This window comes from Empedobacter sp. UBA7248 (assembly GCF_002472945.1).
In the GTDB taxonomy this organism is placed as follows: domain Bacteria; phylum Bacteroidota; class Bacteroidia; order Flavobacteriales; family Weeksellaceae; genus Empedobacter; species Empedobacter falsenii_C.
The window spans coordinates 1-24,371 of the sequence record NZ_DKSU01000004.1; the positions used below are offsets into that span (position 1 = coordinate 1).

21 protein-coding genes are annotated in these 24,371 nt (G+C 32.0%); 5 read left to right on the forward strand and 16 right to left on the reverse strand.

The window, feature by feature from the left end; genetic code table 11:
• Positions 1 to 622 precede the first annotated feature (622 nt).
• The 13 genes from B4A23_RS01925 to B4A23_RS01985 all read right to left on the reverse strand — a co-directional run bounded on the left by B4A23_RS01925 (position 623) and on the right by B4A23_RS01985 (position 14,011).
• Complete coding sequence (locus B4A23_RS01925; RefSeq protein WP_291116238.1) at positions 623 to 1,438, reverse strand: siderophore-interacting protein; 816 nt, start codon at positions 1,436 to 1,438, stop codon at positions 623 to 625.
• A 13-nt stretch (positions 1,439 to 1,451) separates the two neighbouring features.
• Complete coding sequence (locus B4A23_RS01930; protein WP_291116241.1) at positions 1,452 to 1,757, reverse strand: cupin domain-containing protein; 306 nt, start codon at positions 1,755 to 1,757, stop codon at positions 1,452 to 1,454.
• Between the two features lie 584 nt (positions 1,758 to 2,341).
• A complete protein-coding gene (locus B4A23_RS01935) occupies positions 2,342 to 2,629 on the reverse strand; it encodes a two-component regulator propeller domain-containing protein (RefSeq protein WP_291116244.1) in 288 nt (95 codons plus the stop codon).
• Positions 2,626 to 3,447, reverse strand: coding sequence for a two-component regulator propeller domain-containing protein (locus B4A23_RS01940; RefSeq protein ID WP_291116247.1), 822 nt, complete (start codon positions 3,445 to 3,447; stop codon positions 2,626 to 2,628). Before B4A23_RS01940 ends, B4A23_RS01935 begins: the two co-directional genes overlap by 4 nt.
• 336 nt (positions 3,448 to 3,783) lie before the next feature.
• A complete protein-coding gene (locus tag B4A23_RS01945; protein WP_180905996.1) occupies positions 3,784 to 4,218 on the reverse strand; it encodes a nuclear transport factor 2 family protein in 435 nt (144 codons plus the stop codon).
• Positions 4,219 to 5,121: 903 nt separating this feature from the next.
• A complete protein-coding gene (locus B4A23_RS01950; RefSeq protein ID WP_291116251.1) occupies positions 5,122 to 6,114 on the reverse strand; it encodes a homoserine kinase in 993 nt (330 codons plus the stop codon).
• A gap of 78 nt (positions 6,115 to 6,192) precedes the next feature.
• Complete coding sequence (locus B4A23_RS01955) at positions 6,193 to 6,450, reverse strand: hypothetical protein (protein WP_291116254.1); 258 nt, start codon at positions 6,448 to 6,450, stop codon at positions 6,193 to 6,195.
• A gap of 39 nt (positions 6,451 to 6,489) precedes the next feature.
• On the reverse strand, positions 6,490 to 7,170 hold the full coding sequence (locus B4A23_RS01960) for an SIR2 family NAD-dependent protein deacylase (protein WP_291116257.1): 681 nt from the start codon (positions 7,168 to 7,170) through the stop codon (positions 6,490 to 6,492).
• 495 nt (positions 7,171 to 7,665) lie between these two features.
• A complete protein-coding gene (locus B4A23_RS01965; protein ID WP_291116262.1) occupies positions 7,666 to 9,468 on the reverse strand; it encodes an acyl-CoA dehydrogenase family protein in 1,803 nt (600 codons plus the stop codon).
• An 86-nt stretch (positions 9,469 to 9,554) separates the two neighbouring features.
• A complete protein-coding gene (locus tag B4A23_RS01970) occupies positions 9,555 to 10,736 on the reverse strand; it encodes an acetyl-CoA C-acyltransferase (protein ID WP_038336965.1) in 1,182 nt (393 codons plus the stop codon).
• 34 nt (positions 10,737 to 10,770) lie between these two features.
• Complete coding sequence (locus B4A23_RS01975) at positions 10,771 to 11,130, reverse strand: four helix bundle protein (protein WP_180905989.1); 360 nt, start codon at positions 11,128 to 11,130, stop codon at positions 10,771 to 10,773.
• A 36-nt stretch (positions 11,131 to 11,166) separates the two neighbouring features.
• A complete protein-coding gene (locus B4A23_RS01980; protein WP_291116265.1) occupies positions 11,167 to 13,566 on the reverse strand; it encodes a 3-hydroxyacyl-CoA dehydrogenase/enoyl-CoA hydratase family protein in 2,400 nt (799 codons plus the stop codon).
• Positions 13,550 to 14,011 (reverse strand): MarR family winged helix-turn-helix transcriptional regulator, encoded by a 462-nt coding sequence (locus B4A23_RS01985; RefSeq protein WP_038336958.1) that lies wholly within the window; start codon positions 14,009 to 14,011, stop codon positions 13,550 to 13,552. Before B4A23_RS01985 ends, B4A23_RS01980 begins: the two co-directional genes overlap by 17 nt.
• Before the next feature lie 325 nt (positions 14,012 to 14,336).
• On the opposite strand from B4A23_RS01985, the gene B4A23_RS01990 reads away from it, so the two are divergent.
• Positions 14,337 to 16,286 carry a KUP/HAK/KT family potassium transporter gene (locus B4A23_RS01990; protein WP_038336956.1) on the forward strand — a complete coding sequence of 650 codons (1,950 nt, stop codon included), beginning with the start codon at positions 14,337 to 14,339 and terminating at the stop codon, positions 16,284 to 16,286.
• A 129-nt stretch (positions 16,287 to 16,415) separates the two neighbouring features.
• Complete coding sequence (locus B4A23_RS01995; RefSeq protein WP_114999163.1) at positions 16,416 to 16,742, forward strand: YegP family protein; 327 nt, start codon at positions 16,416 to 16,418, stop codon at positions 16,740 to 16,742.
• 109 nt (positions 16,743 to 16,851) lie between these two features.
• Here B4A23_RS01995 and B4A23_RS02000 read toward each other — a convergent pair whose 3' ends face one another.
• On the reverse strand, positions 16,852 to 17,316 hold the full coding sequence (locus B4A23_RS02000) for a Dps family protein (RefSeq protein WP_114999161.1): 465 nt from the start codon (positions 17,314 to 17,316) through the stop codon (positions 16,852 to 16,854).
• 252 nt (positions 17,317 to 17,568) lie between these two features.
• Between B4A23_RS02000 and B4A23_RS02005 the strand changes: the two genes are divergently transcribed.
• Positions 17,569 to 18,105, forward strand: coding sequence for a hypothetical protein (locus B4A23_RS02005; RefSeq protein WP_286479811.1), 537 nt, complete (start codon positions 17,569 to 17,571; stop codon positions 18,103 to 18,105).
• Between the two features lie 47 nt (positions 18,106 to 18,152).
• Here B4A23_RS02005 and uvrA read toward each other — a convergent pair whose 3' ends face one another.
• Together uvrA and B4A23_RS02015 are read right to left on the reverse strand one after the other, a co-directional pair.
• A complete protein-coding gene (gene uvrA, locus B4A23_RS02010) occupies positions 18,153 to 20,978 on the reverse strand; it encodes an excinuclease ABC subunit UvrA (RefSeq protein ID WP_286514312.1) in 2,826 nt (941 codons plus the stop codon).
• An 86-nt stretch (positions 20,979 to 21,064) separates the two neighbouring features.
• The gene (locus B4A23_RS02015) at positions 21,065 to 22,102 is read right to left on the reverse strand and encodes a GyrI-like domain-containing protein (RefSeq protein WP_291116272.1); all 1,038 of its coding nucleotides are present in this window, start codon (positions 22,100 to 22,102) and stop codon (positions 21,065 to 21,067) included.
• 104 nt (positions 22,103 to 22,206) lie between these two features.
• Between B4A23_RS02015 and B4A23_RS02020 the strand changes: the two genes are divergently transcribed.
• Both B4A23_RS02020 and gdhA read left to right on the forward strand, forming a co-directional pair.
• Positions 22,207 to 22,797: a DUF937 domain-containing protein gene (locus tag B4A23_RS02020; RefSeq protein WP_180905983.1), complete on the forward strand. Its 591-nt coding sequence runs from the start codon at positions 22,207 to 22,209 to the stop codon at positions 22,795 to 22,797.
• A gap of 199 nt (positions 22,798 to 22,996) precedes the next feature.
• Positions 22,997 to 24,346, forward strand: coding sequence for an NADP-specific glutamate dehydrogenase (gdhA, locus tag B4A23_RS02025; protein ID WP_180905982.1), 1,350 nt, complete (start codon positions 22,997 to 22,999; stop codon positions 24,344 to 24,346).
• Positions 24,347 to 24,371: the final 25 nt, after the last annotated feature.

A 24,371-nucleotide genomic window follows, 5' to 3' on the forward strand; every position in this document is an offset into this window, starting at 1 on the left:
CTATTATTCGTTTTTCCAAACATAATTTACATTTATTTTACATTCTCCTCTTAAGTGATTGGTATGATGAGAAATATTTTTTGAAATGTTTGACGATTTACGCTAAACGGTAGACGAAATAGAGAAAAACGATCAATTAAAAATGAAAAATTGGAGAAGATTTGTAGTTTAGATTGACATTTTTGTCAGAAAAAGGAGGATTTTAGATTTACCTAAGAAAGGTTATCACGATTATAAAGAGAATTATTCTTTTACATTATTTAGAATGCGATGCTGAAATGAATTCAGCAAGACTAAATGGGTATATAATTTTTACAGCAAGAAATGATTAGACGCTATTGGTTTGCTGAATTAAGCAAAGCAGCAGCGGATATTTTGTGGTTATCAACTCGGGAGAAATTGTCGCGAAGCGAGAATAACTATTCAATATAGTTAACAATATAATAGATGCTATATAGAAATGAGTTTAGCATGATTTCCAAATAAATTTTATTGAAAAAGTTTTTAAGAAACTTAAAAAGACAACATCTATTACATATAGTAAGCCTTAAAATAATACTCATTCATATAAGTTAAGAGAAGTGTATTATAACTAAGTAATTACATCCTAAATCATGCTAGTTTAACTATTCTCATCTTTTTCTTTGTGACGATCAACAACCGATTTATCTTCCGAAACTCCTGCTTTCCAATAAGAATAAGCATACAGTTCCTCTTGTTTCCATCCTTTTTCTTTTCTTAAATAATGTCGAATTTCTTTGACCGTAGAAAACTCTGTTGCTATATATCCAAAACGTGATGTTTCAGGCAATGCCTGCTGCTTAACAACTTCTGCCATATTACTTCCTTTCTTTGGAAATTCATTATGCAACCAAATAAAATTGATAGTAGCTTCTGTCTGTAAATCCTGTTCATCTTCTTTTCCGTACACTTCAATAATACAAGTACCTTTAGCTGTTGGAGGTAAATCCTCTAAAATAGCCGATAGCACTGGAATACCAGTAGCATCAGCAACCAAAAGATAATTTTCGGCTTGGGTATATAGTTCCGTTTTTCCATTTTTCATTAAAACACCTAAGACATCACCCTCCTTTGCTAAAATTGCCCAAGCAGAAGCTACGCCTTCGTCTTTGTGCGCTACAAAATCTATCCATATTTCATTCGTCTTTAAGTCAATTCCTCGATGCGTGTAAGTACGAACAGTAGGTTGAATTTCTTTTGACATTGGATACCATTGTCTTTTTTCGTAATCAAATTCAGGAAAATGAATTTGATTAATTCCTTTTGGTGGAATTAGTATCTTATTGTTTACACCAATTGTAGTATTAGCAAATAAAGGAACATTTTCTCCCTTAAGATAAATACGTATATAATGAGGTGTAATATATTCTTTTCTGCTTAATTTTAACTCAGCTTTTAGAGGTGTGAAATCATTCATAATTCTATTTTTTTTATAATTGTTCAAACATTAGGGCACTTGCTTCGCCTTTTACATAAGGTTTATGTTCCACTCCACTTGGAATTACTATAAACTCTCCTGTTTTTATCTCTTCGGTTCTGTCCGCAAATTCAACAAACATAGTTCCCTCTACAATTAGCAATACTTTATCTCCGTTGTCGTGCTTATGCATTTCAAAATCACCTTTCAGTTTAAAAATTTTTATAGCGTGATTATTAACTTTTGCAAGTTCTTTCAAGCTCCAAAATTCAGTAATTGTTTCAAGCTGTGATTGAATGTTTATTTTATTCGCTTCCATTTTAACCGTTTTTATGAATTGTTATGTGATTAGCACATTACTAATCATTCATTTGAACAAAGTTAAAAAAATTATTTAGAATAAATCTAAATAATAAATATAAAACTATTATGATTAAATATTTGTTGTTCTCTAAAGTATTTATTTACGTACGAGAAACTCATATAAACAATAATTAATTATCTTCATCATTCTTAGATAAATTAATCTTCCTTTATATATCAGATATTCTACTCGTACAGGTTTTCGTAGAGGGTCTAAGAAATTTTTGTCTGCCGAAAATAAATTAGACCAATTGACATTTTTATTTATTGTTTATGTGAAAGAGAAATTTGCTATTATTAAAAACAGCTGCTTTTCACAGTATAAACAGTACTGTGCATCACAACAACACAAGCTGTAGAGAAGGTAACAATATTGAAAGAGTTTACAGAAGAGAAAGCGGAGATTTAAATTCCCTAACGTTCACTTATTAAAGAAGCATGCGTTGTTATCTTCAAAACTAAATGATAAGAAAAAATGATTTTCGAGTTTATATCAGAAATAGCCTTCGTTTAATTATCATTATTCGACATCCGTATTTTTTAAAATTGCTTTTCAAATGATTTTCCATCAAATTTATATATTTTTCCGTCTGCCATTCCAAACCATAATTCTTTGTTGTAATCTTCGTAAATAGAGAGAACGAAATCATTGGTCAATCCATCTTTTTGAGTATAATTTTGTAATTGTTTTCCATCAAATTTCCAAATTCCAGCATCTCTATCTCCAAACCAAATATTTCCTTTGTGGTCTTCAGCAATTACAAAAACGTGCTCCAATGTTCCTTCGGGTGATTTTTCTCCATTTTGTTTGCTGTTGGGATGAATCAAGTGATGTTTCTTTGAAAAATTGATGATTGACTCCCCTTCTTTAAGTAATACGCCGATTCCATTATCCCAATCCAAAGCCTACCTTTAGAATCTTCGTAAATACTTCGTATATGCAAAGGTTCGATCTTTCTATCCAATCCTAATGTCTCATTATTAATGATTGTAAAATCACTTCCATTGTACCCTAAAACACCTGTATATGTGGCAAACCAAATCATATTGTTTTTACTTTTTGATATATCAGTTACAGCAAATAAATTATTCTTTGGATCAATATTTTTTTGAGGAGGAAAAGCTAAATAATGCAATTGTTGCCCGTCATATCTATAAACTCCAGGATTATTTCCCGCTTCAAACCATAAGTCAGTGTCAGATTTCATCCATTTACTTTCCTTATCATCATTACTTTGTATAGAAAAAATGTTTTGAGAATTTTCGTTTTTCGTTTTTGTGCGATTAGTAACTTTTGTACCATCGTAACTGCTAACTCCAGTTTGTGTTTCAAACCAAATGGTGCCTTTTTTATCTTCTTGAATAGAGTGAATTTGATCATCAGAAAGTCCATCATTACGAGTAAAATAACTGAATGATTTACCATCATAAACCGCAACACCTTCTTGAAGACTTCCAAACCAATAATTTCCCTTACTATCTTGAAAGATCGCACGAATTCCTGAAGTAAATTTTAAAGTAGCAGTTTTTGGAGTCACAACCAATTCAGATTCGCTTTTCACCTTTTCTATTGATTTCTTTTCCGTACACGAAAAGCTCAATGTTAATACAAAGATTAGGAGAATCAATTTTATTTTTCTGTCCATTTCTACATGTTCTAAAAGAATGTTCGACCATTCATGATTTTACGAGGGAATTAAAAATGAAAATTTTCAATTTTACCAATACACTCTGCTCACGAATAAATATAGTAATTTTTCAGTATCTTACTGTATATGAATAAAAAACAATTTACACCTCAGCTATTTATATGAAGTAAGTTTAGAAATATTGGTGTGATAGAAATCTATAGAATTTTGTCCCAGTAGATACAAACCAAATAAAAAAACCTTGCTTAAAAAGACTTAAACAAGGTTAATTCGTTTATATTTTATCTAAAATATTAAGTTGTTTAACAATTACCAATTCTAGTAGTTGATGTTTCACGATTTATTCCCTTGATTTAACATCTCAATTCTTTTAGCATCTTCTGATGTAAAATCTGGATCAACATAAATATGTACTCTTTTAATCAGACTACCTTCAAATTCAAAAACATTGCAAAATTTACCAAATGAATTTTTATTATCAGGCCACTTTATTCCCTCTTTCGTTTCTCCTCCTTCTTGTCCTTCAACGATTATATATTTATCGGATACTATGATATTAAAGTTTTTAACATCGTGATGAAGGCTTTTTAATCCATTTCCAAGTGTTTCGCCAAAGTGTTTTATACCTTCCTTTCCTTTAGTGTATCCATACTTCGGGAAATACAATTCAACATCTTCAGTAAATAAATCAAAATAAGTACTATCAAAAGTACCATTATCAATTTTTTCAAAATATTTTAAGACAACTTCTTTTCTTTCTGTAATCATTATTTTCATTTTTAATATTCTGATTGTATTCAGTTATTTAAAACTAAATAACAACAAATTATCAATATTGAAACGATGATTTTTCTTAATTTTTAAATTATGTTTTTTTAAATTTATAGGTAACAAGAAAATTATTAGCGAATAAGGAAGCGAAAACTTTCAATTTTTCCCTTAGTCGCAATTTCGCTACTACAATGTTAACTGTAGTCCTTTTTTCTTATTTTGATTCAAATATTTTATTTATTCTTGGTTGAATGATCCAAATTCCAATTGGAAAAAACCAAAGAAGAAAAAATTCGCCCGCAAAATCACTAAATGTTACAGGTTTTTGTAGTTCGACACTTTTTAATTCTTTTGCAATAAAATATAAACTATAGAAAATACAAAACATTGAAAAAAGATGAGTAGGAATTATAAATGCAAAGACAATCGGATTTGGTTGTTCATTTATAGAAGATTTTGTAAATATTCCAGCTTGATAAATAAATAGACAGAATAAAAATATAAATTATTGGTATAATTAGAAATATTTTGAACTTACTCAAATTCATTTTTACAGTTTTTGAAAGCTTTTTATTAAGATTTGTTCCCAAAGAATAAAACCAACTTAAAAAAAGTACAAGATAAATAATTGTAGTTATTAGAAAAGTATAAGTTAATGTTTTTGGATCTTTAGTTACAATAATTGAGCTAAAAGTTACTATTTGTAAAATGAATGGAACTCCAATTAGCAGAGCAAATACTTGCCAATGTTTAAGCGTTAAAAATTTTGACATATTTATTTAGTTTCTTTTGTAGACATTGTTTGTAATGTATTACAGCTAACGAGCCTATTATTTGCAAAAAAAGGAAAAGCTAGGATGAAAGTTTACTTTCAGCCCGTTTTTTTTAACCAATGCAATGTTAGCCGCAGTTCTTTTTTTCTTCGTAATAATCTAGCCAATTTTTGATTCTTCCAACAAACATTTTAAGATAGTTTTCTGTTAGAAATATATTTGACCAATCAAATCTTTGCGCTTGGACACCAAGATAAAATACAAAAATTGAAGCTCCAGCTTCTGGAATTAAATTGAATTCTTTTTCAGATAAGCTTCTTTCTTTTCTGTAACCATTTAAGAAACTTTCCACTTTAGTTTCATATTCATTTTTATCCGTTTCAATGAAAAATAATTGTTTGCAAAAATATCCAATATCTAAAATCAAAGAGCCATTTCCACAATTATCAAAATCAAAAATTGTAATTTCATTTTCCTTATTTACACTCAAATTGTCATACCAAATATCAAGGTGAACAATGCCATTTTGGTTTTCGGATAAATGAGTTGTTTCAAAACACTTTGCGATTTTTGAGGATATTTGTTTTAAATATAACATTTCATCTAAATCTTCTGAAAAATATACATTTAACCTCTCATAAGCTTTGTACAGAAGCACATCAGAATTATAATTGATTCGATTGATTTTTTTTGTCGCTGTTACATTATGAATTTTTGCCATTATTGAACCAACAGCAAAACAAGTTTCCTTGCTCATAAAACGCAATTTTTCTCCTTCTGCGAATGAGAAAAGCGCAACATATCTTAAACCTTCTGGCGCAACAATTTCTTGAATTAAATTTCCATTTTTATCAGGAATTGGAGTTGAAACTGAAAGATGATGTGATTTGAGTAAATTTAATAGGCTTAACTCTTCTTGGATTTCAGTTTCTGTTCTCCAGTTGCGACAATAAACTCTAACCACATATTTCGTACTTGGAGTAGTTAAAAAATAGGTATGATTTACTCCTGTTCTAAAAAGTTTACAATCGAAATTATGTTCCAATTGATACTTTTCGTTAATAAATTCTCCTAATTCTGTTGGTGATAAAATTGAAGCTATTACTGGAAAAGTTTTCATTTAAATGCTGAGTTTGTTTTATAATTGCCGCTAACTAGACTTGTTGAAGTGCGAACTTAATTTGAGTAAATCTTCAATTCAGAGCCAAAGCTGTTTTACTATTTGTAAACTTACAAAAAAACGAATATAATTCGTATAATAAGATTTCAACCATGTAAATGCATTTTCGTGAGCAGAAGATCCAACAGTTTTAATTCCGAAATCTTGAAATTTTTGTAATTTCTGATGCACAGAATCGTATTTCACTTGCTCAACAACTGATTGATAAAACAGATTCAACTCTTGAGCAGCTAGATTGAGAGAAAAAACAAATAATGGTAGAAATATATACTTCATATCATTTTAAATAATTAACCAACGTTAAAACGTAAAAGATTAAAAATTATTCAAAATTGTTTTTAATTCTTCGATACTTTCTGTTGCTTTTTTCTTGATATGCGTAATAGATGAATTGGTATACGTATCTGATGGATCGATATAGATAATTGGTACATTAGTTTTTGCATAATCTTTGAGTGAAGCAGCTGGATACACTTGCATTGACGTTCCAATAATCACCAAAATATCTGCTGTTAAAACCTCTTCAATTGCATTTTCTATTTCTGGAACCATTTCGCCGAACCACACAATATGCGGACGTAGTTGATTTCCATCTTTCGCCAAATCTCCAAGTTTGATATCTTCATTCCAATCAATAATTAGATTTTCGTCTTTTTCGCTTCGCGCTTTTCTCAATTCGCCATGCAAATGAATAATTTTAGACGAACCTGCTCTTTCGTGCAAATCATCTACATTTTGGGTAATAATAGAAACTTCAAAGTCTTGTTCTAACTCTTTCAGAAAAAAATGTGCCGCATTGGGTTCAACATCGAACAATTGTTTTCGGCGTTGATTGTAGAATTCTTGAACCAATTTAGGATTTCTTTGATAACCATCAATCGAAGCTACTTCCATAATATCATGATTTTCCCACAAACCATTGGCATCTCGAAAAGTTGAAATTCCACTTTCTGCACTAATCCCGGCTCCCGTTAAAACGACTAACTTCTTTTTCATTTCGAATGTATTAATTGAAGTAAATATAACTTTATAAAACCACAAAACTCCATTTCTATAAATGGAGTTTCGGTTTTATTTTATTTTTTTTAATTCATCTAATTTGACTAGACACATAATACTAAATGTTGCAAACATGGTCAACGTAAGAATTGCTGCATTAATTATCATAAGCTTTGTTTTTGGGTTATTAATTTGAATTAAAGTTACTTCAAATCATTTCTTTCGAAAAGTATTTCATTAAGAAATAACGACTTAACTCACTTATTTTTAATGAATAAACTTTAACCTCGAAATATAAAAAAACCTCAATTGGGAACAACTGAGGCCTTTCTCTACTAAAACTTAAGTACCATGAAAACTCAACTAACTTATATAAAGACTAGTACTTGCTCTAGATTCATCAAACGATATACCAAATTATATTTCAGCATGTTAAAAAATAAAAGCAGCCAATAAATTGACTGCTTTAAATAATTTGTATTTAAAATATACTTAGAAAGCGTATTTATTTTCTTTGATTAAAAGATCTGCAATTTCAGTTTTCAAGTTCACTACGTTTGGATATTCGTTGTAACGTGTAAATCTTCTTAAACCAGATAACATCATGCGTTGCTCATCTCCTTCTGTGAAAGAAACAATTCCGCGAGTCGCTTCTGTTTTAATAATTTCTACTGATTTGAATAATTGTAATTGAACTAATTTTTCTGCATTTTTCACTGCATCAGCACCTTTTACATTCGCAATTTTTTCTGCACGTAACATCGCCGATTCAACCATATAAATTTCTTGCATAATGCGAGAAGCCGCAATAATCAACTGTTGGTGTTGCTCTAATTCTGCACCAAATTTTTGCAAAGCAGAACCCGCAACCATAAAGAACGCTTTCTTAAGATTTGCAATGATTTCTTTTTCTTGCGCAAATAATTCTGAATAATCTGGAACATCAAACGATGGAATAGACATCAATTCGTTCGCCACATTCATTGCAGGAGACATTAAATCTAATTTTCCTTTGAATGCACGTTTTACTAACATCGAAACACATAATAATGTATTGATTTCGTTCGTTCCTTCGTAAATTCTCGAAATACGCGCATCTCTCCAAGCTGCTTCCATTGGCATTTCTTTCGAATATCCCATTCCTCCATAAATCTGAATTCCTTGATCGGCAGAATCCTGCGCTGCATCGGAAATCCAAACTTTTAAAATAGAAGCTTCAATCGCATATTCTTCAATCCCTTTTAATTCCGCTTCATTATGAGGCATTCCTTTTGCCATGTTATCTTCGATTGCATCTTGTACATCTTTCGCTGCACGATACGCACCAGCTTCTGAAGTAAAAGCAGAAACAGCCATATCAGCTAATTTCTCTTTAATCGCACCAAACGTATTGATTGACGTATTGAATTGTTTACGCTCTGAAGAATATTGTAAAGAATAATCTAAAATACGACGTTGCGCATCTAAACACGCAGCTCCTAATTTGATACGACCAACATTCAATGCATTCATCGCAATTTTGAAACCTCCATCTCTTTCTCCTAAAAGATTTTCAACCGGAACACGAACTTCGTTAAAGAATACTTGACGTGTTGATGAAGAAACAATTCCTAATTTATCTTCTTCTTCTCCTAATGAGAATCCAGCACCAGCCTTATCTTTTTCTACAATGAAACCTGTGATATTTTTATCATCATCGATACGTGCAAAAACAATGAATAAATCTGCAAAACCTGCATTTGTAATCCACATTTTTTGACCTGTGATGATATATTCTTTACCATCTTCTGATAAAACAGCTTTTGTTTTCCCAGAATTTGCATCAGAACCTGCTTCTGGCTCCGTTAAACAATAAGAAGCAAACCACTCACCAGTTGCTAATTTTGGTAAATATTTTTGTTTTTGTTCTTCTGTTCCGTACAATAAAATTGGCATTGTTCCAATTCCTGTATGCGCTCCAAAAGCTGTCGCTAACGAACCAGTTGCTCCAGAAATATAGTCGCACACTAACATTGTTGTAACGAATCCCATTCCCATTCCACCATATTCTTCTGGAACAGAAATTCCTAATAAACCTAATTCACCGATTTTACGCATTAATTCTTCAATCAACGCATAATCTTTCTTCTCGATTTGGTGTTTTTTAGGCACTACTTCTTTATCGATAAACTCTTTTGCAGATTGCAAAATCATTTGTTGTTCTTCTGATAAATCTTCGTAAGTGAAAATATCATTGTAAGAGGCATCTTTAATTAAATATTGACCTCCGATTAATCTATTTGGATTTGTAGACATATTTTTTTGTTGTTTAGATATTAGATATTAGAATTGAGAAATTAGAAGTTAGATAAATCTATAATCTAACCTCTCAATTCAGTATTTTATTTTAGATATTCGAAAATTGAAGCTGCTCCTTGTCCTGTACCAACACACATGGTTACCATTCCATATTTCGCTTTACGCGCTTCCATTTCATGTAACAACTGCACTGTTAATTTCGTACCCGAACACCCAAGTGGATGCCCTAAAGCAATTGCACCTCCATTTACATTGACGATATCAGGATTAAGATTCAACTCACGCATAATTGCAACTGATTGAGAAGCGAAGGCTTCATTCAATTCGATTAACTGAATATCTTCTAATTTCATTCCTGCTTGCTCTAACGCTTTTGGAATTGCAAACAAAGGTCCCATTCCCATAATACGAGGTGCTAAACCTACCGTAGAATATGCAACCAAACGAGCAACTGGCTCAAGACCTAACTCTTTCACCATATCTTCTGACATCACCATTACGAAAGCTGCACCGTCCGACATTTGAGAAGAGTTACCTGCTGTAACCGATCCTCCTTGTGCAAAAACAGGACGTAATTTTGCTAAACCTTCGATTGATGTATCCGCACGTGGACCTTCGTCCACTTTAAAATCAATTTTCTTTGTTTGAACTTTTTCTTTATCATCTAAGAAACTATATTCAACATCAATCGGAACGATTTGAGAAGCAAATTTTCCTTCCGCATTTGCTTTTAACGCTTTTTGATGTGAATTGAATGCAAATAAATCTTGGTCTTCACGAGAAACTTTAAATTCTTTTGCAACTTCTTCAGCTGTTAATCCCATTCCCCAGTAATAATCTGGATGATCTTTGGCTAAATCTGTTTCTGGAATTGGTTTGTAACCTCCCATCGGGATATACGACATCGATTCTGCACCACCTGCGATGATACATTCTGCCATTCCTGTTCTAATTTTAGCAGCTGCCAACGCAATTGCTTCTGATCCTGATGCACAGTAACGGTTTACTGTAACACCTGGAACTTTGTCTGTATCTAATCCCATTAACGAGATAAGACGTGCCATATTCAATCCTTGTTCTGCCTCTGGCATTGCACATCCTACGATTAAATCATCGATACGTGCTGGATCTAAAGTTGGATAATCTTGCATTAAGCGCTTGATTACTGTAGCTGCCATTTCATCTGGACGCGTAAAACGCAATGTTCCTTTTGGCGCTTTTCCTACAGCTGTTCTATATCCTGTAACTATATATGCTTGTTTCATTTTATTTAAAAATTTAGATGTTAGATTTTAGATGTTAGATATTAGATTTTAATTTTTGTTGAAATACATAATTCATTTTTTGAATTTCATTTAATAATAAAATGATGTGTTCTACTTTATCTTTTTTCAATAATTGTAATTCTATTCCTAAAATTAATTGAGTCATTAATTCGTAAGAAGAACCATTTGCTATAGATAAAAAATGAACGAATTCTTTATTCGAGTTTCTTCCTGCTCCCTCTGCAATATTAGAAGGAATTGAAATTGTTGCTCTTTTAATTTGACTTGTCAAACCAAATTTTTCGTCTTGAGGTAATTCTAAACAAATCAAGTAAACTTGTTTTGTCAGCTCAATCGCTTTTTTCCAAATTATCAAATCCTCAAGTTTATGCATCTCAATACTAATATCTAAAATCTCAATACTACAATTTTAATTACGCAACGGTTTACCTGTTTTTAACATATGCTGAATACGCTCTAATGTTTTTCTTTCTCCACAAAGAGATAAGAATGTTTCGCGCTCTAAGTCTAACAAGTATTGTTCTGAAACATAAGTTGATTCAGATAAATTACCACCTGTCATTACATATCCTAATTTATTCGCAATTAAACGATCATGATCCGAAGCAAAACGTCCAGCAACCATAGAATCTGTTCCGACATAGAACATTCCCATCGCTTCTTTTCCTAACACTTCTACTTTACGTTGAATTGGTTGTGTATAACCTGCTTCTGCCATAATAATTGCATGTTTCTTCGCTTCTGCAATTTGACGTTCTGCATTTACCACTACAATATCTTGCTCACGAATAATTCCCATATTCTTAGCTTCATAAGCTGAAGTCGCCACTTTCGCAGTTGCGATATTCATGAAATTATCACGTAAATGATTTACTTTTACATCATCTTTCAAAGCAAATTCAGTTGCACGGCGCGCAAATTCTTTCGAACCTCCACCACCAGGGATTAATCCAACTCCAACCTCAACCAAACCAATGTAAGTTTCAGCAGCAGCTACAATTTTATCCGCATGCATTGACATTTCGCAACCTCCACCAAGCGTCATTCCGTGAGGAGCAACAACAACTGGAATAGATGAATAACGAACACGCATCATCGTATCTTGGAACATTTTGATTGCCATGTTCAATTCCCACCAATCTTGTTCTGCAGCCATCATCATAATCATGGCTAAATTAGCTCCGACAGAGAAATTGTCTCCTTGATTACCAATTACAACTCCACGATAATCTTTTTCTGCCAACTCGATTCCTTTATTAATTCCTTGTAAAACTCCTCCTCCAAGAGAATTCATTTTAGAACGAAACTCAATATTGATGATTCCGTCTCCTAAATCTTGAATAGATGTTTCTTTATTTGACCAAATTTCATTCGTTTTTCTGATATTATCTAAAATAATGAATGCATCTTGACCAGGAATTAATTCAAATTGTTTTGATGATTGATTATAGAATAATTTCTTACCATTTTCGATTTTATAGAAAGAATCTGCACCAGTTGCTGCTAATTCTTTTACCCAATCCGAAACCTTGAAACCTTCTGATTCTACTAATTGAATTCCGTTTTGTAATCCAACCAAATCCCATGTTTCAAATGGACCATATTTCCAAGCGTAACCTGTTTTTAAAGCATCATCAATTGGATAAAGAACATCTGTAATTTCTGGAACACGTTGAGAAACATAAGCGAATAATGAAGCAAAATGTTTGCGGATTAATTCTCCAGCTTTACCAGAATCTTTCAATAAAACACCTAATTTATTACGCATAGATCCTGCATTTTTAGCAGTTTCTACAGCGGCAACTTTTGCGCGCTCCATTGGACGATACTCTAATGTATCAAGATTTAAGGCAAAACGATTTGTATTTCCTTCTTTATCAATTTCTTTATAATAGAAACCTTTTTTTGTTTTATCTCCTAAGAATTTATTCTCGATTAAGAAATCCAAGAATTTTGAATCTTTCAAACCTTGAATCATTTCGTCATTTGGCGCATTTTGCTGTAAACCTTTTGTTACATTATATGCTGTATCCAAACCAACCAAATCACCCAATTTGAATGTTCCCGTTTTTGGACGACCTAAAATAGAACCTGTTAACGTATCAACTTCCTCAATCGTTAATCCAATTTCTTGCGCCAATTCCATCACTTTCGCCATCGAGTAAACCCCTACTCTATTTCCGATAAAACCTGGCGTATCTTTACATAAAACTGGCGTTTTACCTAAGAATAATGATGCATAGTTTTGGAAAAACTCAACAACAGATTTGTCTGTTTGAGGAGTTGGGATAATTTCGAATAATTTTAAGTATCGTGGCGGATTGAAGAAATGCGTTCCGCAGAAATGTTTCTGAAAATCTTCTGAACGACCTTCTGCCATCAAATGAATTGGAATACCAGAAGTATTAGAAGTGACTAAAGTTCCTGGTTTACGGAAGTTATCTACACGCTCGAAAATTGATTGTTTAATATCCAATCTTTCGATCACAACCTCTATTACCCAATCCGAGTTTTTAATCTTCTCGAAATCATCATCAAAATTCCCTACAGTTATACGAGAAGCAAATGCTTTGTCATAAATTGGTGAAGGATTGCTTTTTAAAGCAGCATCTAAGTGAGTTTGAGCAGTTCTGTTACGAACTACTTTACTCTCTAAAGTAAGTCCTTTCGCTTGCTCTTGTGGTGTAAGCTCGCGAGGAACCATATCTAACATCAAGACTTCGACTCCGATATTTGCAAAATGACATGCAATACCAGAACCCATCACTCCTGATCCTAATACAGTTACGTGTTTAACGTGTCTTCTCATAATTGTTTTTAAATATTTTTTTGTCCGATATTAATTGGTTAATCTTATAAATCACTTCCAAGAAAATTTGCATTTTCTCTGGATCTATATGATTATTAATTGATTCATTAAATTGCAAAACAAAATGTTTTGAAATATCTCTCATTCTTAATCCTTCTTCAGTCAAAGTGATCAACACACTTCTCCCATCTTCTGGATTTGGTTTTCGAACGATAAAATTTCTTGCTTCTAAGTTTTTTAAAGTTCTCGACAAGCTTGTTGGCTCTATTCCCATCTTTGGTCCTAGCGACGTACTTGGCGTACCTCCTTTCGGATCTATTGATAATAATGTAAAGGCATACACCATTGTGGAATCGTAAGCACCAGCTTGCTCATTATACATTTTCTGAACTGACAACCATGTTGAACGCAATAAATAATCTATCGTTAAATCTTCTCTTAACATATTTTAGTGTATGTCTAACAAATATAATCTTTTTTTATTATGCAAGCATAACAAAGTTTTAAAATTTAATTTTGTTTAACAAATAATGATTCAATTTACTATTTATCAATGAAATGTAACTTTAAATTATGATTAATAAAATAAATAGTATGATTAAATAATACTTAAATTTATTCCATTAATAAAAAACTGACTGTAGTAGTGTAAAAATACGTCATATTTAGTATCGAAAATAAATATAATGTTGGTTTTATATTATAAATAAATAAGATTGTTTAATCTCTTTTCAACGGCATACATTCGTAGAAATTTTAAAATACTGCTTATGGAATCAAACCATACGATGAACAAAGTAACAGCGGCAACGCTATTAATCGCATTTGGAATCATTTACGGTGATATTGGAACAAGTCCTTTATATGTAATGAAAGCGATAATTGGCGAGACTCGCGTGATTGAAGAGAGCATTGTCTACGGAGGCGTATCATGTGTTTTTTGGACTTTGTGTTTTCAGACTTCTATCAAATATGTATGGTTGACACTAAAAGCGGATAATGATGGCGAAGGAGGAATTTTTTCTTTGTATTCATTAATCAAGAAAAAAGGTAAAAACCTAATTATTCCAACTATCATTGGAGCTTCTGCTTTGCTCGCCGATGGAATTATCACTCCCCCCGTTTCCGTCTCTTCTGCTGTTGAAGGACTACGAATGCTAAACGGACTCGAAAATCTACCTACTATACCTATTGTAATCTTCATCCTTTCGATGTTATTTTTCTTCCAACGATTTGGAACAAATAAAGTAGGAAAAATATTTGGACCATTTATGGTTTTATGGTTTACAATGCTTCTAGGCTTAGGAGTTTTACATATTGTACATCATCCAAGTATTATCAAAGCATTAAATCCTTATTATGCGTATAACTTATTGATGAATTATCCTCATGGATTCTGGATTCTTGGCGCTGTATTCTTATGTACAACAGGTGCTGAGGCATTATACTCCGATTTAGGACATTGCGGACGAAAAAACATTAGAATTAGTTGGCTGTACGTTAAAATCTGTTTAGTAACAAACTATTTGGGGCAAGCAGCTTGGTTAATGCACCAAGACAATCCTATGTTAGATGGTAGAAATCCTTTCTACGAAATGATGCCAGATTGGTTCTTGATTCCTGGAATTTGTATTGCCACAGGTGCAGCTATTATTGCGTCACAAGCTTTGATTACAGGATCTTTTACCTTAATCAACGAAGCTATCAACTTAGGTTTCTGGCCAAGAACATTAATTATTCAACCAAACGAGCACAAAAGCCAAGTTTACATTCCTACAATCAATTTTATGTTATGGGCTGGCTGTGTCTTTATTGTCTTATATTTCCGAGATTCGTCCCATATGGAAGCCGCCTACGGACTTGCTATTACAGTTACCATGTTAATGACGACCTTCTTGTTATCCTATTATCTTAATTATTATACAAAGTTCAACAAAGTATTTATTGTGGCAATTTTGTCTATTTTCGTAGCAATAGAATCTTCATTTTTCGTAGCAAATGTTGTCAAATTTGTTGATGGTGGATATTTAGCTTTATTAATGGGATGGCTGTTCTTCATAATAATGTATTGTAGTTTTTACGGAAAAATCCTTAATTCAAGAAACTTAGAATTCGTTAAAATTAAACGTTACGCGAATGTTTTAACAGAATTAAGTGAAGATAAAACAATCAATAAATATTCGACTTTCTTGTTTTACTTAACGAAATCTACCAATCCGAAAAATATCGAGAAATACAGTATTCAATCCATTTTATCAAAACGTCCAAAACGTGCAGATGTCTATTGGTTTGTAAACATTAACCGAGATAGTGAACCTTATACGTTGAGCTATAAAATATTGCCAATTGTTGATCAAAAAATATATCGAATTACATTTAATGTAGGATTTAGAGTTCAACCAAAAACAGAACAATATATCAAAAAAGTAATCAACGATATGTATGCAAATGGAGAATTAGAGTTAAAATACCTGAGTACATGTTTGAAAAAATACAATCAAGATCCTGATATGAAATTTGTTTTGATTGAAAAATTCCCTTCAATTGAGACTAAATTAAGTATGAAAGAATTTTTCACGCTGAAAGTTTATTATTTATTAAAGAAAATAGAGTTCAATATTCCGAAATCTTTTGGTCTAGAGAAGAACGACGTTGTTGTAGAACACATTCCTCTTTATATGCACAAACATAATATTGACGATTTAAAAAGAATTCAATAAAAGAATAGAAATCCTGAAAATAATTTTTCAGGATTTTTTTTGTAAATATTTTATAGATTGATAATTATCAAATAATTTTTATAAATTTATATCAATCAACAAGATAAAATATTTATAAAAAATTAAATTATGTTCGAAATTTATCAAGACAAAGCAGGAGAATATCGTTTTCGTTTGAAAGCTAAAAATGGACAAAATATTTTGGCAAGCGAAGGTTATAAACAAAAAGCAAGTTGCGAAAATGGAATTGAATCTGTTCGCAAAAATTCTCAAGATGATTCTAAATACGAATTAAAAGAAGGTTCTTCGGGTAAATGGCATTTCAATTTAAAGGCAACAAATGGGCAAGTAATTGGAACAAGCCAATCGTACGAAACCGAATCTGGCGCTAAAAATGGAATTGCTTCTGTCAAAACAAACGCTGCTGATGCAGAAGTAAAAGAAGTAGAAGGTTAATTACAAACCGTTATAAAAAGCTGAAGCCTTGGATAAATCCAAGGCTCAACCTAATTAACACTAATATGAATTAACACTAAAAACTTATGAAGTAAAATAATGTTCAACTTTATTTTAGATGCGATCTAAGCATCCAAGCAGTTTTTTGATGTTGTTCTAATAAACCAACTAAGAAATCCGAAGTTGAGATATCATGAAACTCATCAATTTCTACTACAGCCTGCGCCAAAAAGTCAATAATAACTTCGTGATCGTGTAGTAAATCAGCAATAAAACTTAAACTATCTTTGTTTTCAGTTTTTCTTGTTTCTGATAAGTGAGCTAACTGCAAATACTCTGCCATAGTTGCTGGTGCATAAACATCTTTTTGACGAATTTTTTCTGCAACATCATCTATAACAATTTGTAACTCGTTATATAACGATTCAAAATACACATGTATTGTCTGAAAATCAGGACCTTCTACATTCCAATGTGCATTTCTTGTTTTTAAGTATAAAATATGTTCATCAGCTAATAATTTAATTAAAATATCAGCGATTTTTTGTTTTTTTTCTGGCGATAATAATTTCATATGATTAAATTTTATATTGTCTATTTGATTAACTTTACTAATGCAAATATAGAACCAGAAAACGAATGAATTATAGATTTATCAAATCTTATTTCTATTCTTTTATAATTAAAAACTATGAACGACTCGAATTAACTTAAAATAAATAATGATGTTTACTTAAAAACAGAATTACTATTTTTGATGAGACAAATTTATAGTGGTTTTTTCAATTAGAGCCATTTTTAAAAGTTAAAAATTAATTAAATTTCTATGAAAAAGTTTCTTTTATTTATCATTTCTTTAACCCTAAGCAATACTGCTTTTTCTCAAATTAATCAAAATCAAACGCTTAATAATAATTGGCGTTTTGGAGGTGGTTTGGGACTATCTTTTGGGAATAATAGTTATTTTGGGTTTAATATTTCTCCAAGTGTTGGATATATGGTTGCAAACAATTTAGAATTGGGTGCGACAGCAGGTTATCAGTATGCGAAAGATGACTATGTAAAGCAAAATTTGTTTAATGTTGGTCCTTACATTAACTTTTTTCCAATCGAAAATATTTTCTTGAGAGCCAATTATATGTACTACACAGGAAAACAAAAGTACAACGATCGTACGCCATATTACAACAGTATTTATGAAGCTGACATGGACGAATCTGCTTTATGGTTAGGAGCTGGATATCAATCGAGTGGACCAGTAAGATTTCAAGCTGGCGTGATGTACAATGTTTTATATAAAGAAAACGAAAGTATATTTTCTTCAGGATTACAACCTTTTATGGGTGTTTCAATCGGATTATAAGTCATAAAAAAATCCATCTAAAAATTTTTAGATGGATTTTTTTATATTTATTTCAATTCGTCTTTCAAGAATTTTCCTGTCACACTTTTCGGATTCTTAATGATTTCTTCAGGAGTTCCTTCTGCCACAATTTTTCCACCTTTGCTCCCTCCGTCTGGACCAATATCAATCACATAATCAGCTAATTTTATCACATCCAAATTATGTTCGATAATGATAACAGTATTTCCAAATTCTACAATTTTATTGATTACTTTCATCAACACATTTACATCTTCAAAATGCAAACCTGTTGTCGGTTCATCTAAAATATAAATTGTTTTTCCTGTTTGTTTCTTGGCTAATTCTGTTGCTAATTTCACACGTTGCGCTTCTCCTCCACTCAATGTTGTTGACTGCTGACCAAGCGTGATGTAACCCAAACCTACATCTTGCAACATTTTGACATAACGATATATTTTCGGAATCGCTTCAAAGAATTCTACCGCTTCATTTACCGTCATTTCTAACACATCCGAAATCGATTTTCCTTTATAACGAACCTCCAACGTCTCACGATTAAAACGTTTTCCATTACATGTTTCACATTCGACATGAATATCAGGTAAAAAATTCATTTCAATCACACGCAAACCTGCTCCTTGACAAGTTTCACAACGTCCACCTTTTACATTAAATGAAAAACGTCCAGGCTTGTAACCTCTAATTTTGGCTTCAGGTAAATTTGTAAACAACGTACGAATATCAGAGAAAATTCCCGTATAAGTCGCAGGATTAGAACGAGGCGTACGACCAATTGGCGATTGATCCACTTCGATTACTTTATCCAAATGTTCTAAACCTTCGATTTTTTTATAAGGCATCGGATCTTTTTCTGCTCTAAAAAAATGTTGATTCAGAATTCTGTACAATGTTTCATTAATCAATGTTGATTTTCCAGAACCCGAAACACCCGAAACCACAACCAATTCCCCCAAAGGAATAGTAAGATTTACATTTTTTAGATTATTTCCAGATGCACCAAAAAGTTTCAATTCTAATCCATTACCTTTTCTTCGTTCTTTTGGAACTTCGATTTGTAACTGATTGTTTAAATATTTTGATGTTAATGTATTTGATTTCAACATTTGTTCCGGCTCACCTTCCCAAACAATTTGACCACCATTTTTTCCTGCTTTTGGTCCAACATCAACCACATAATCCGATTCCAAGATCATGTCTTTGTCGTGTTCTACAACCAAAACCGAATTTCCGATATCGCGCAATTTCTTCAACGAATCTATCAATCTGACATTATCGCGCTGATGTAAACCAATACTTGGCTCATCTAAAATATACAACACATTCACCAGTTGAGAACCAATTTGAGTAGCCAAACGAATTCGTTGTGCCTCGCCTCCAGAAAGGGTTCTTGAAGAACGATTAAGACTCAAATAATCTAATCCAACATCTAATAAAAAAGATAAACGTGTATAAATTTCTTTCAGAATCTCGTGCGCAATTTGTTGTTGATTCGAAGTCATCGAAACTGGCGCATTTTCAATCCATTTTTGCAACGATTGAAGATCCATTTCCGCAACTTCACCAATATTTTTATTGTCAATTCGGAAGAAGAGCGATTCTTTTTTAAGGCGTTTTCCTTCGCAAGTTGGACAAATAACTTTCTTTCCAAACTTTTTGCTAATCGAACTTGAAGACGGATTATTTTTATCTTCCATTATTTCAGAAAGAAATTCATTCAATCCTTCAAAATCGATTTTATATGTTTTTTTAACTGATGCAAACTTAAGATCAACATTCAATGTTTCTTTCAAACCATTCATTACATCATCAATTAATGCTTGAGGAAGTTTTTTGAACGCTACTTTCTGGTCTATATTATGTTTAACAAAAATAGCTTCCAATTGTTTTTCTATTCGAGAAGATGATTTTAACGCTTCAAATAATTCTTCCAAATTATCAAACAACGATTTGTCTTGATCTTGAAATAATTTTTCGTGATTAACCACTTTCAACTCACCTAGACCTGTACAAGTTGGACAAGCACCTTTTGGTGAATTGAACGAAAATGTATTCGGTTCTGGCAACGCATATGACATTCCTGTCGATGGACACATTAACGAACGAGAAAAGAATTTGGTTTCATTGGTTTCGTAATCCAAAATCATTGTAATTCCGTTTCCTTGCTGCATTGCATGATCGATACTTGAACGCAAACGTTGATCGTTCACCTTATCATTCAGCAACATTTTATCCACCATCAATTCGATATCATGCGTTTTGTAGCGATCTAACATCATTCCTGGTGCAATATCTTTCAACTCGCCATCAATGCGCATTTCAAGAAAACCTTTTTTAGAATATGTCACAAAAACCTCACGATAATGACCTTTTCTTGAACGTACAATTGGTGCTAAAATCGCAATTTTCTTTCCGCTGTATTGTGTACGAATCAACTCAATGATTTGCTCTTCTGTATAAGCAACCATTTGTTCGTTTGTTTCAACAGAAAAAGCCGTAGAAGCACGCGCATACAACAAACGAAGAAAGTCATAAATTTCTGTAATTGTACCAACAGTAGAACGCGGATTTTTATTGGTCGTTTTTTGCTCAATTGCAATAACTGGTGACAAACCATCAATTTTATCAACATCTGGACGTTCCAAACCACCTAAAAATTGACGCGCATAAGCCGAAAAAGTTTCGATATAACGACGTTGTCCTTCTGCATAAATCGTGTCAAAAGCCAACGAAGATTTTCCACTACCACTTAAACCCGTGATTACCACAAGTTCGTTTCGAGGAATCTTTACATCAATATTTTTCAGATTATGTTCACGTGCACCGTAAACTTCAATAAAATCTTTGTCCATGTTCGTTTGTAAGAAGTTGCAAAAATACAAAAAAAGCCACATTTCTGTGGCTAAGTGTACTTTAAAAATTGTTAATTCTTAAGTATTTATTGTTTCTTAATTGGAATATAAATTCTAGAAATTAGTTTTAAACTATCAGTTTCCTTCGGATCGTTTAACATAATTTCTAATTGTTTTGTATCCAATTGTAGTTTTTTAGATTTTGCATAATTCTTCATTTTTTCGATTGTTTGCGCACGCTTAGAACGAGGTCCTAAATGCAATGTCAACAAATAATCTCCACCAGGAACAACAACTTTTTTCATCTCTTTTTGTAAAGGTAAATCTTCTATTAATTGTATTCCAGCAAAAAATGTTGTCTTATCTTTTTCTTTATCAAAATCAGTAAAATAGACATATGGGAAACCTAGATCGAAATCAAAACCACCTTCATCTTTATTCATTAATGATTTATAAATCACCTCAAAAGCGCCATCCACTTTATCCATTATATCTTTTTCTGCTAAACTTGACTGCTTACGAATTGCTAATAAATTTGTTCGACCTAATTCTACAATTCGATATTCACCATAATTCAATCGACCTTCTTTTTGATCCTTATCTAATCTAACTTTCACTTTTTGATTGAGGTTATCCAAAGATTTTTCAAATTTAGATTCAGGATTTTTGAAAAAAGCAAAATAGCGGTAGAAATAAGGAATTTCTTGACTTAAATAATTCAATTTTGTAGTTGTTTTCCCATTTTCTTGTTGTTCAAATTTAACATTCAAACTATCTAATTTTTCCCAACCATCATATTTTATGGTATAATTAACAAAACGATTTATCGAAAAATTTTCAATCGTTACTTTTCCAGAAGCAATTGAAGCATCTTCAGAATCCCAAATCATATAATTTTCGTCCTCTTCTTTTGTATTAGAAAATTTCTTGATTGTCAAAGAATCCGCAGCTGTAAATTGTTGCCATTTCGAAAATTGACGAAGATTATAAAATTCGTCGTACACCAAACCAACAGGGGCATCAAATTCATATTGCATTTCTTCATCGAAACGACTTGGTAAAACGATTGGCAATAAAGCCAAAACCGCAATAATGATTACTAAAAAAAGATTTATTTGTTTCATTTACAAAATTGATTGTACAAAAATAGAAATACTTTGTAGGACTCTTAATATTAATCTGAATTAATCTGTTAAAAATAGTATATTTGAGTAAATAATATAAACTTATGGACTTTACAAATTTAATTCAAGGTGCAATGGGACAACAAATTGTTGGTTCTGCTGCAAAACAATTAGGGATTAATGAATCTCAAGCTCAAACTGCTGTAGCAGCAGCTGTACCTTTTTTATTGTCTGCTTTAAATAAAAATGCACAAGGCGGAGGTGCTGAAGGAATTTCTAATGCTTTGAATCAACACGACGGGAGTATTTTGGATAATCTTTCTGGATTTTTAGGTCAAGGAGGAAATCAACAAGATGGATTAGGAATTTTAGGTCACGTTTTAGGAAATAAACAACAAAATGTAGAATCTGCAATTTCTCAACAATCTGGATTGAATACAGCACAAGTTACTCAAATTTTAGCGTTAGTTGCACCAATTGTAATGGGTTATTTGGGTAAACAAAAACAGTCTGCTGGATTGGATTCAAATGGAATTGCTGGTTTATTAGGCGGTTTAGTTGGTGGTTCTACAACTCAAACAAACCAAAGTGGAGTAAATTTAGGTGGTTTCGAAAAATTACTAGACCAAGATGGTGACGGACAATTAGGAATTGGAGATGCCATGAGTTTATTGGGTGGATTTTTCAAAAAATAAGCCTTGTCTTAAACTGAATAAAAATACAAAATTTATTAAGCAGGAAATTTTCCTGCTTTTTTTGTTTCAAAAATTATCAACCTAAAGATTCTGAGTAGTCAAAATTATCAACTTCACAAATATTAAAAGTTTACTTTAAAAAATATGTTATTTTTTTTATTGTTAATTGTAATTTTATCAATAATCAAACACAAATAGCATGGATACTTTATTTTACTCAGAAAAATTCATTCAAAGAATTAAATCAAAAAACCCAAACGAAAAAGAATTTTTACAAGCAGTTGAAGAAGTTTCCGAAACCATTTTACCATTTGTAGAAGAAAATCCTAAATACAAGAAATTCAAAATTCTTGAAAGAATTGCAGAACCAGAACGCATTATTCAGTTTAGAGTAACTTGGGTTGATGACAAAGGCGAAATCCAAATCAACAAAGGTTATCGTGTACAAATGAATTCTGCGATTGGTCCTTACAAAGGCGGTTTGCGCTTTCATCCATCAGTTAATTTATCTATTCTTAAATTCTTAGCTTTTGAACAAGTTTTCAAAAATAGCTTGACAACTTTACCTATGGGTGGCGGAAAAGGTGGTTCTGATTTTGATCCAAAAGGAAAATCTGACATGGAAATTATGCGCTTCTGCCAATCTTTTATGAGCGAATTATCTCGTCATATTGGTGCTGATGTAGATGTTCCCGCTGGTGATATTGGCGTTGGAGGAAGAGAAATTGGTTATTTATTTGGTCAATACAAACGAATGCGAAACGAATTTACAGGTGTTTTAACTGGAAAAGGTTTGGAATATGGCGGTTCTTTGATTCGTCCTGAAGCAACTGGTTACGGTTTATTATATTTTGTAGAATGTATGCTAGCCGAAAAAAAAGAAACCTTAAAAGGAAAAACGGTTTCTATTTCTGGCTCTGGAAATGTTGCACAATATGCTGCTGAAAAGTCTCTGGAATTGGGTGCTAAAGTGGTAACACTTTCTGATTCTTCTGGATATATTTATGATGAAGATGGTTTTGACACAGAAAAATTAAAGGTCATTTTCAAAATTAAAAATGATAATTATGACAGAATCTCAAAGTATGTTGATTATTATCCAAACGCTAAATTTTTCTCTGACCAAAACCCTTGGAAAGTCCCTTGTGATATAGCTTTGCCATGTGCTACACAAAACGAATTGGATTTGCAAGATGCTCAAACTTTACATCTCAACGGATGCAAATTGGTTGCAGAAGGTGCAAATATGCCAACAACTCCCGAAGCGGTTCATTATTTTTTGGATCATCAAATTTTATACGGACCTGGTAAAGCTGCAAATGCCGGTGGTGTTGCGACTTCTGGATTGGAAATGTCTCAAAATTCGATTCGTCAAAATTGGAACAGAGAAAAAGTAGATTATCGATTAAAAGAAATTATGATCAAAATTCATCACCAATGTAAAAAATATGGAAAAGGTGAATTTCAAGAAAATATAAATTATTACAAAGGCGCTAATATAGCTGGTTTCGTAAAAGTTGCCGATGCTATGATTGCTCAAGGAATATAAAAATCCATTTATAAAATTCGGTTCC

Coding starts and splice junctions, on each gene's coding strand:
- B4A23_RS01950 (WP_291116251.1), bottom strand. CDS start 6,114: ATGAAAACTTTTCCAGTAATAGCTTCAATTTTATCACCAACAGAATTA.
- B4A23_RS01990 (WP_038336956.1), top strand. CDS start 14,337: ATGGAATCAAACCATACGATGAACAAAGTAACAGCGGCAACGCTATTA.
- B4A23_RS01925 (WP_291116238.1), bottom strand. CDS start 1,438: ATGAATGATTTCACACCTCTAAAAGCTGAGTTAAAATTAAGCAGAAAA.
- B4A23_RS02000 (WP_114999161.1), bottom strand. CDS start 17,316: ATGAAATTATTATCGCCAGAAAAAAAACAAAAAATCGCTGATATTTTA.
- uvrA (WP_286514312.1), bottom strand. CDS start 20,978: ATGGACAAAGATTTTATTGAAGTTTACGGTGCACGTGAACATAATCTG.
- B4A23_RS01940 (WP_291116247.1), bottom strand. CDS start 3,447: ATGGACAGAAAAATAAAATTGATTCTCCTAATCTTTGTATTAACATTG.
- B4A23_RS02015 (WP_291116272.1), bottom strand. CDS start 22,102: ATGAAACAAATAAATCTTTTTTTAGTAATCATTATTGCGGTTTTGGCT.
- B4A23_RS01930 (WP_291116241.1), bottom strand. CDS start 1,757: ATGGAAGCGAATAAAATAAACATTCAATCACAGCTTGAAACAATTACT.
- gdhA (WP_180905982.1), top strand. CDS start 22,997: ATGGATACTTTATTTTACTCAGAAAAATTCATTCAAAGAATTAAATCA.
- B4A23_RS01985 (WP_038336958.1), bottom strand. CDS start 14,011: ATGTTAAGAGAAGATTTAACGATAGATTATTTATTGCGTTCAACATGG.
- B4A23_RS02005 (WP_286479811.1), top strand. CDS start 17,569: ATGAAAAAGTTTCTTTTATTTATCATTTCTTTAACCCTAAGCAATACT.
- B4A23_RS01945 (WP_180905996.1), bottom strand. CDS start 4,218: ATGATTACAGAAAGAAAAGAAGTTGTCTTAAAATATTTTGAAAAAATT.
- B4A23_RS02020 (WP_180905983.1), top strand. CDS start 22,207: ATGGACTTTACAAATTTAATTCAAGGTGCAATGGGACAACAAATTGTT.
- B4A23_RS01995 (WP_114999163.1), top strand. CDS start 16,416: ATGTTCGAAATTTATCAAGACAAAGCAGGAGAATATCGTTTTCGTTTG.
- B4A23_RS01960 (WP_291116257.1), bottom strand. CDS start 7,170: ATGAAAAAGAAGTTAGTCGTTTTAACGGGAGCCGGGATTAGTGCAGAA.
- B4A23_RS01980 (WP_291116265.1), bottom strand. CDS start 13,566: ATGAGAAGACACGTTAAACACGTAACTGTATTAGGATCAGGAGTGATG.
- B4A23_RS01955 (WP_291116254.1), bottom strand. CDS start 6,450: ATGAAGTATATATTTCTACCATTATTTGTTTTTTCTCTCAATCTAGCT.
- B4A23_RS01965 (WP_291116262.1), bottom strand. CDS start 9,468: ATGTCTACAAATCCAAATAGATTAATCGGAGGTCAATATTTAATTAAA.
- B4A23_RS01970 (WP_038336965.1), bottom strand. CDS start 10,736: ATGAAACAAGCATATATAGTTACAGGATATAGAACAGCTGTAGGAAAA.
- B4A23_RS01975 (WP_180905989.1), bottom strand. CDS start 11,130: ATGCATAAACTTGAGGATTTGATAATTTGGAAAAAAGCGATTGAGCTG.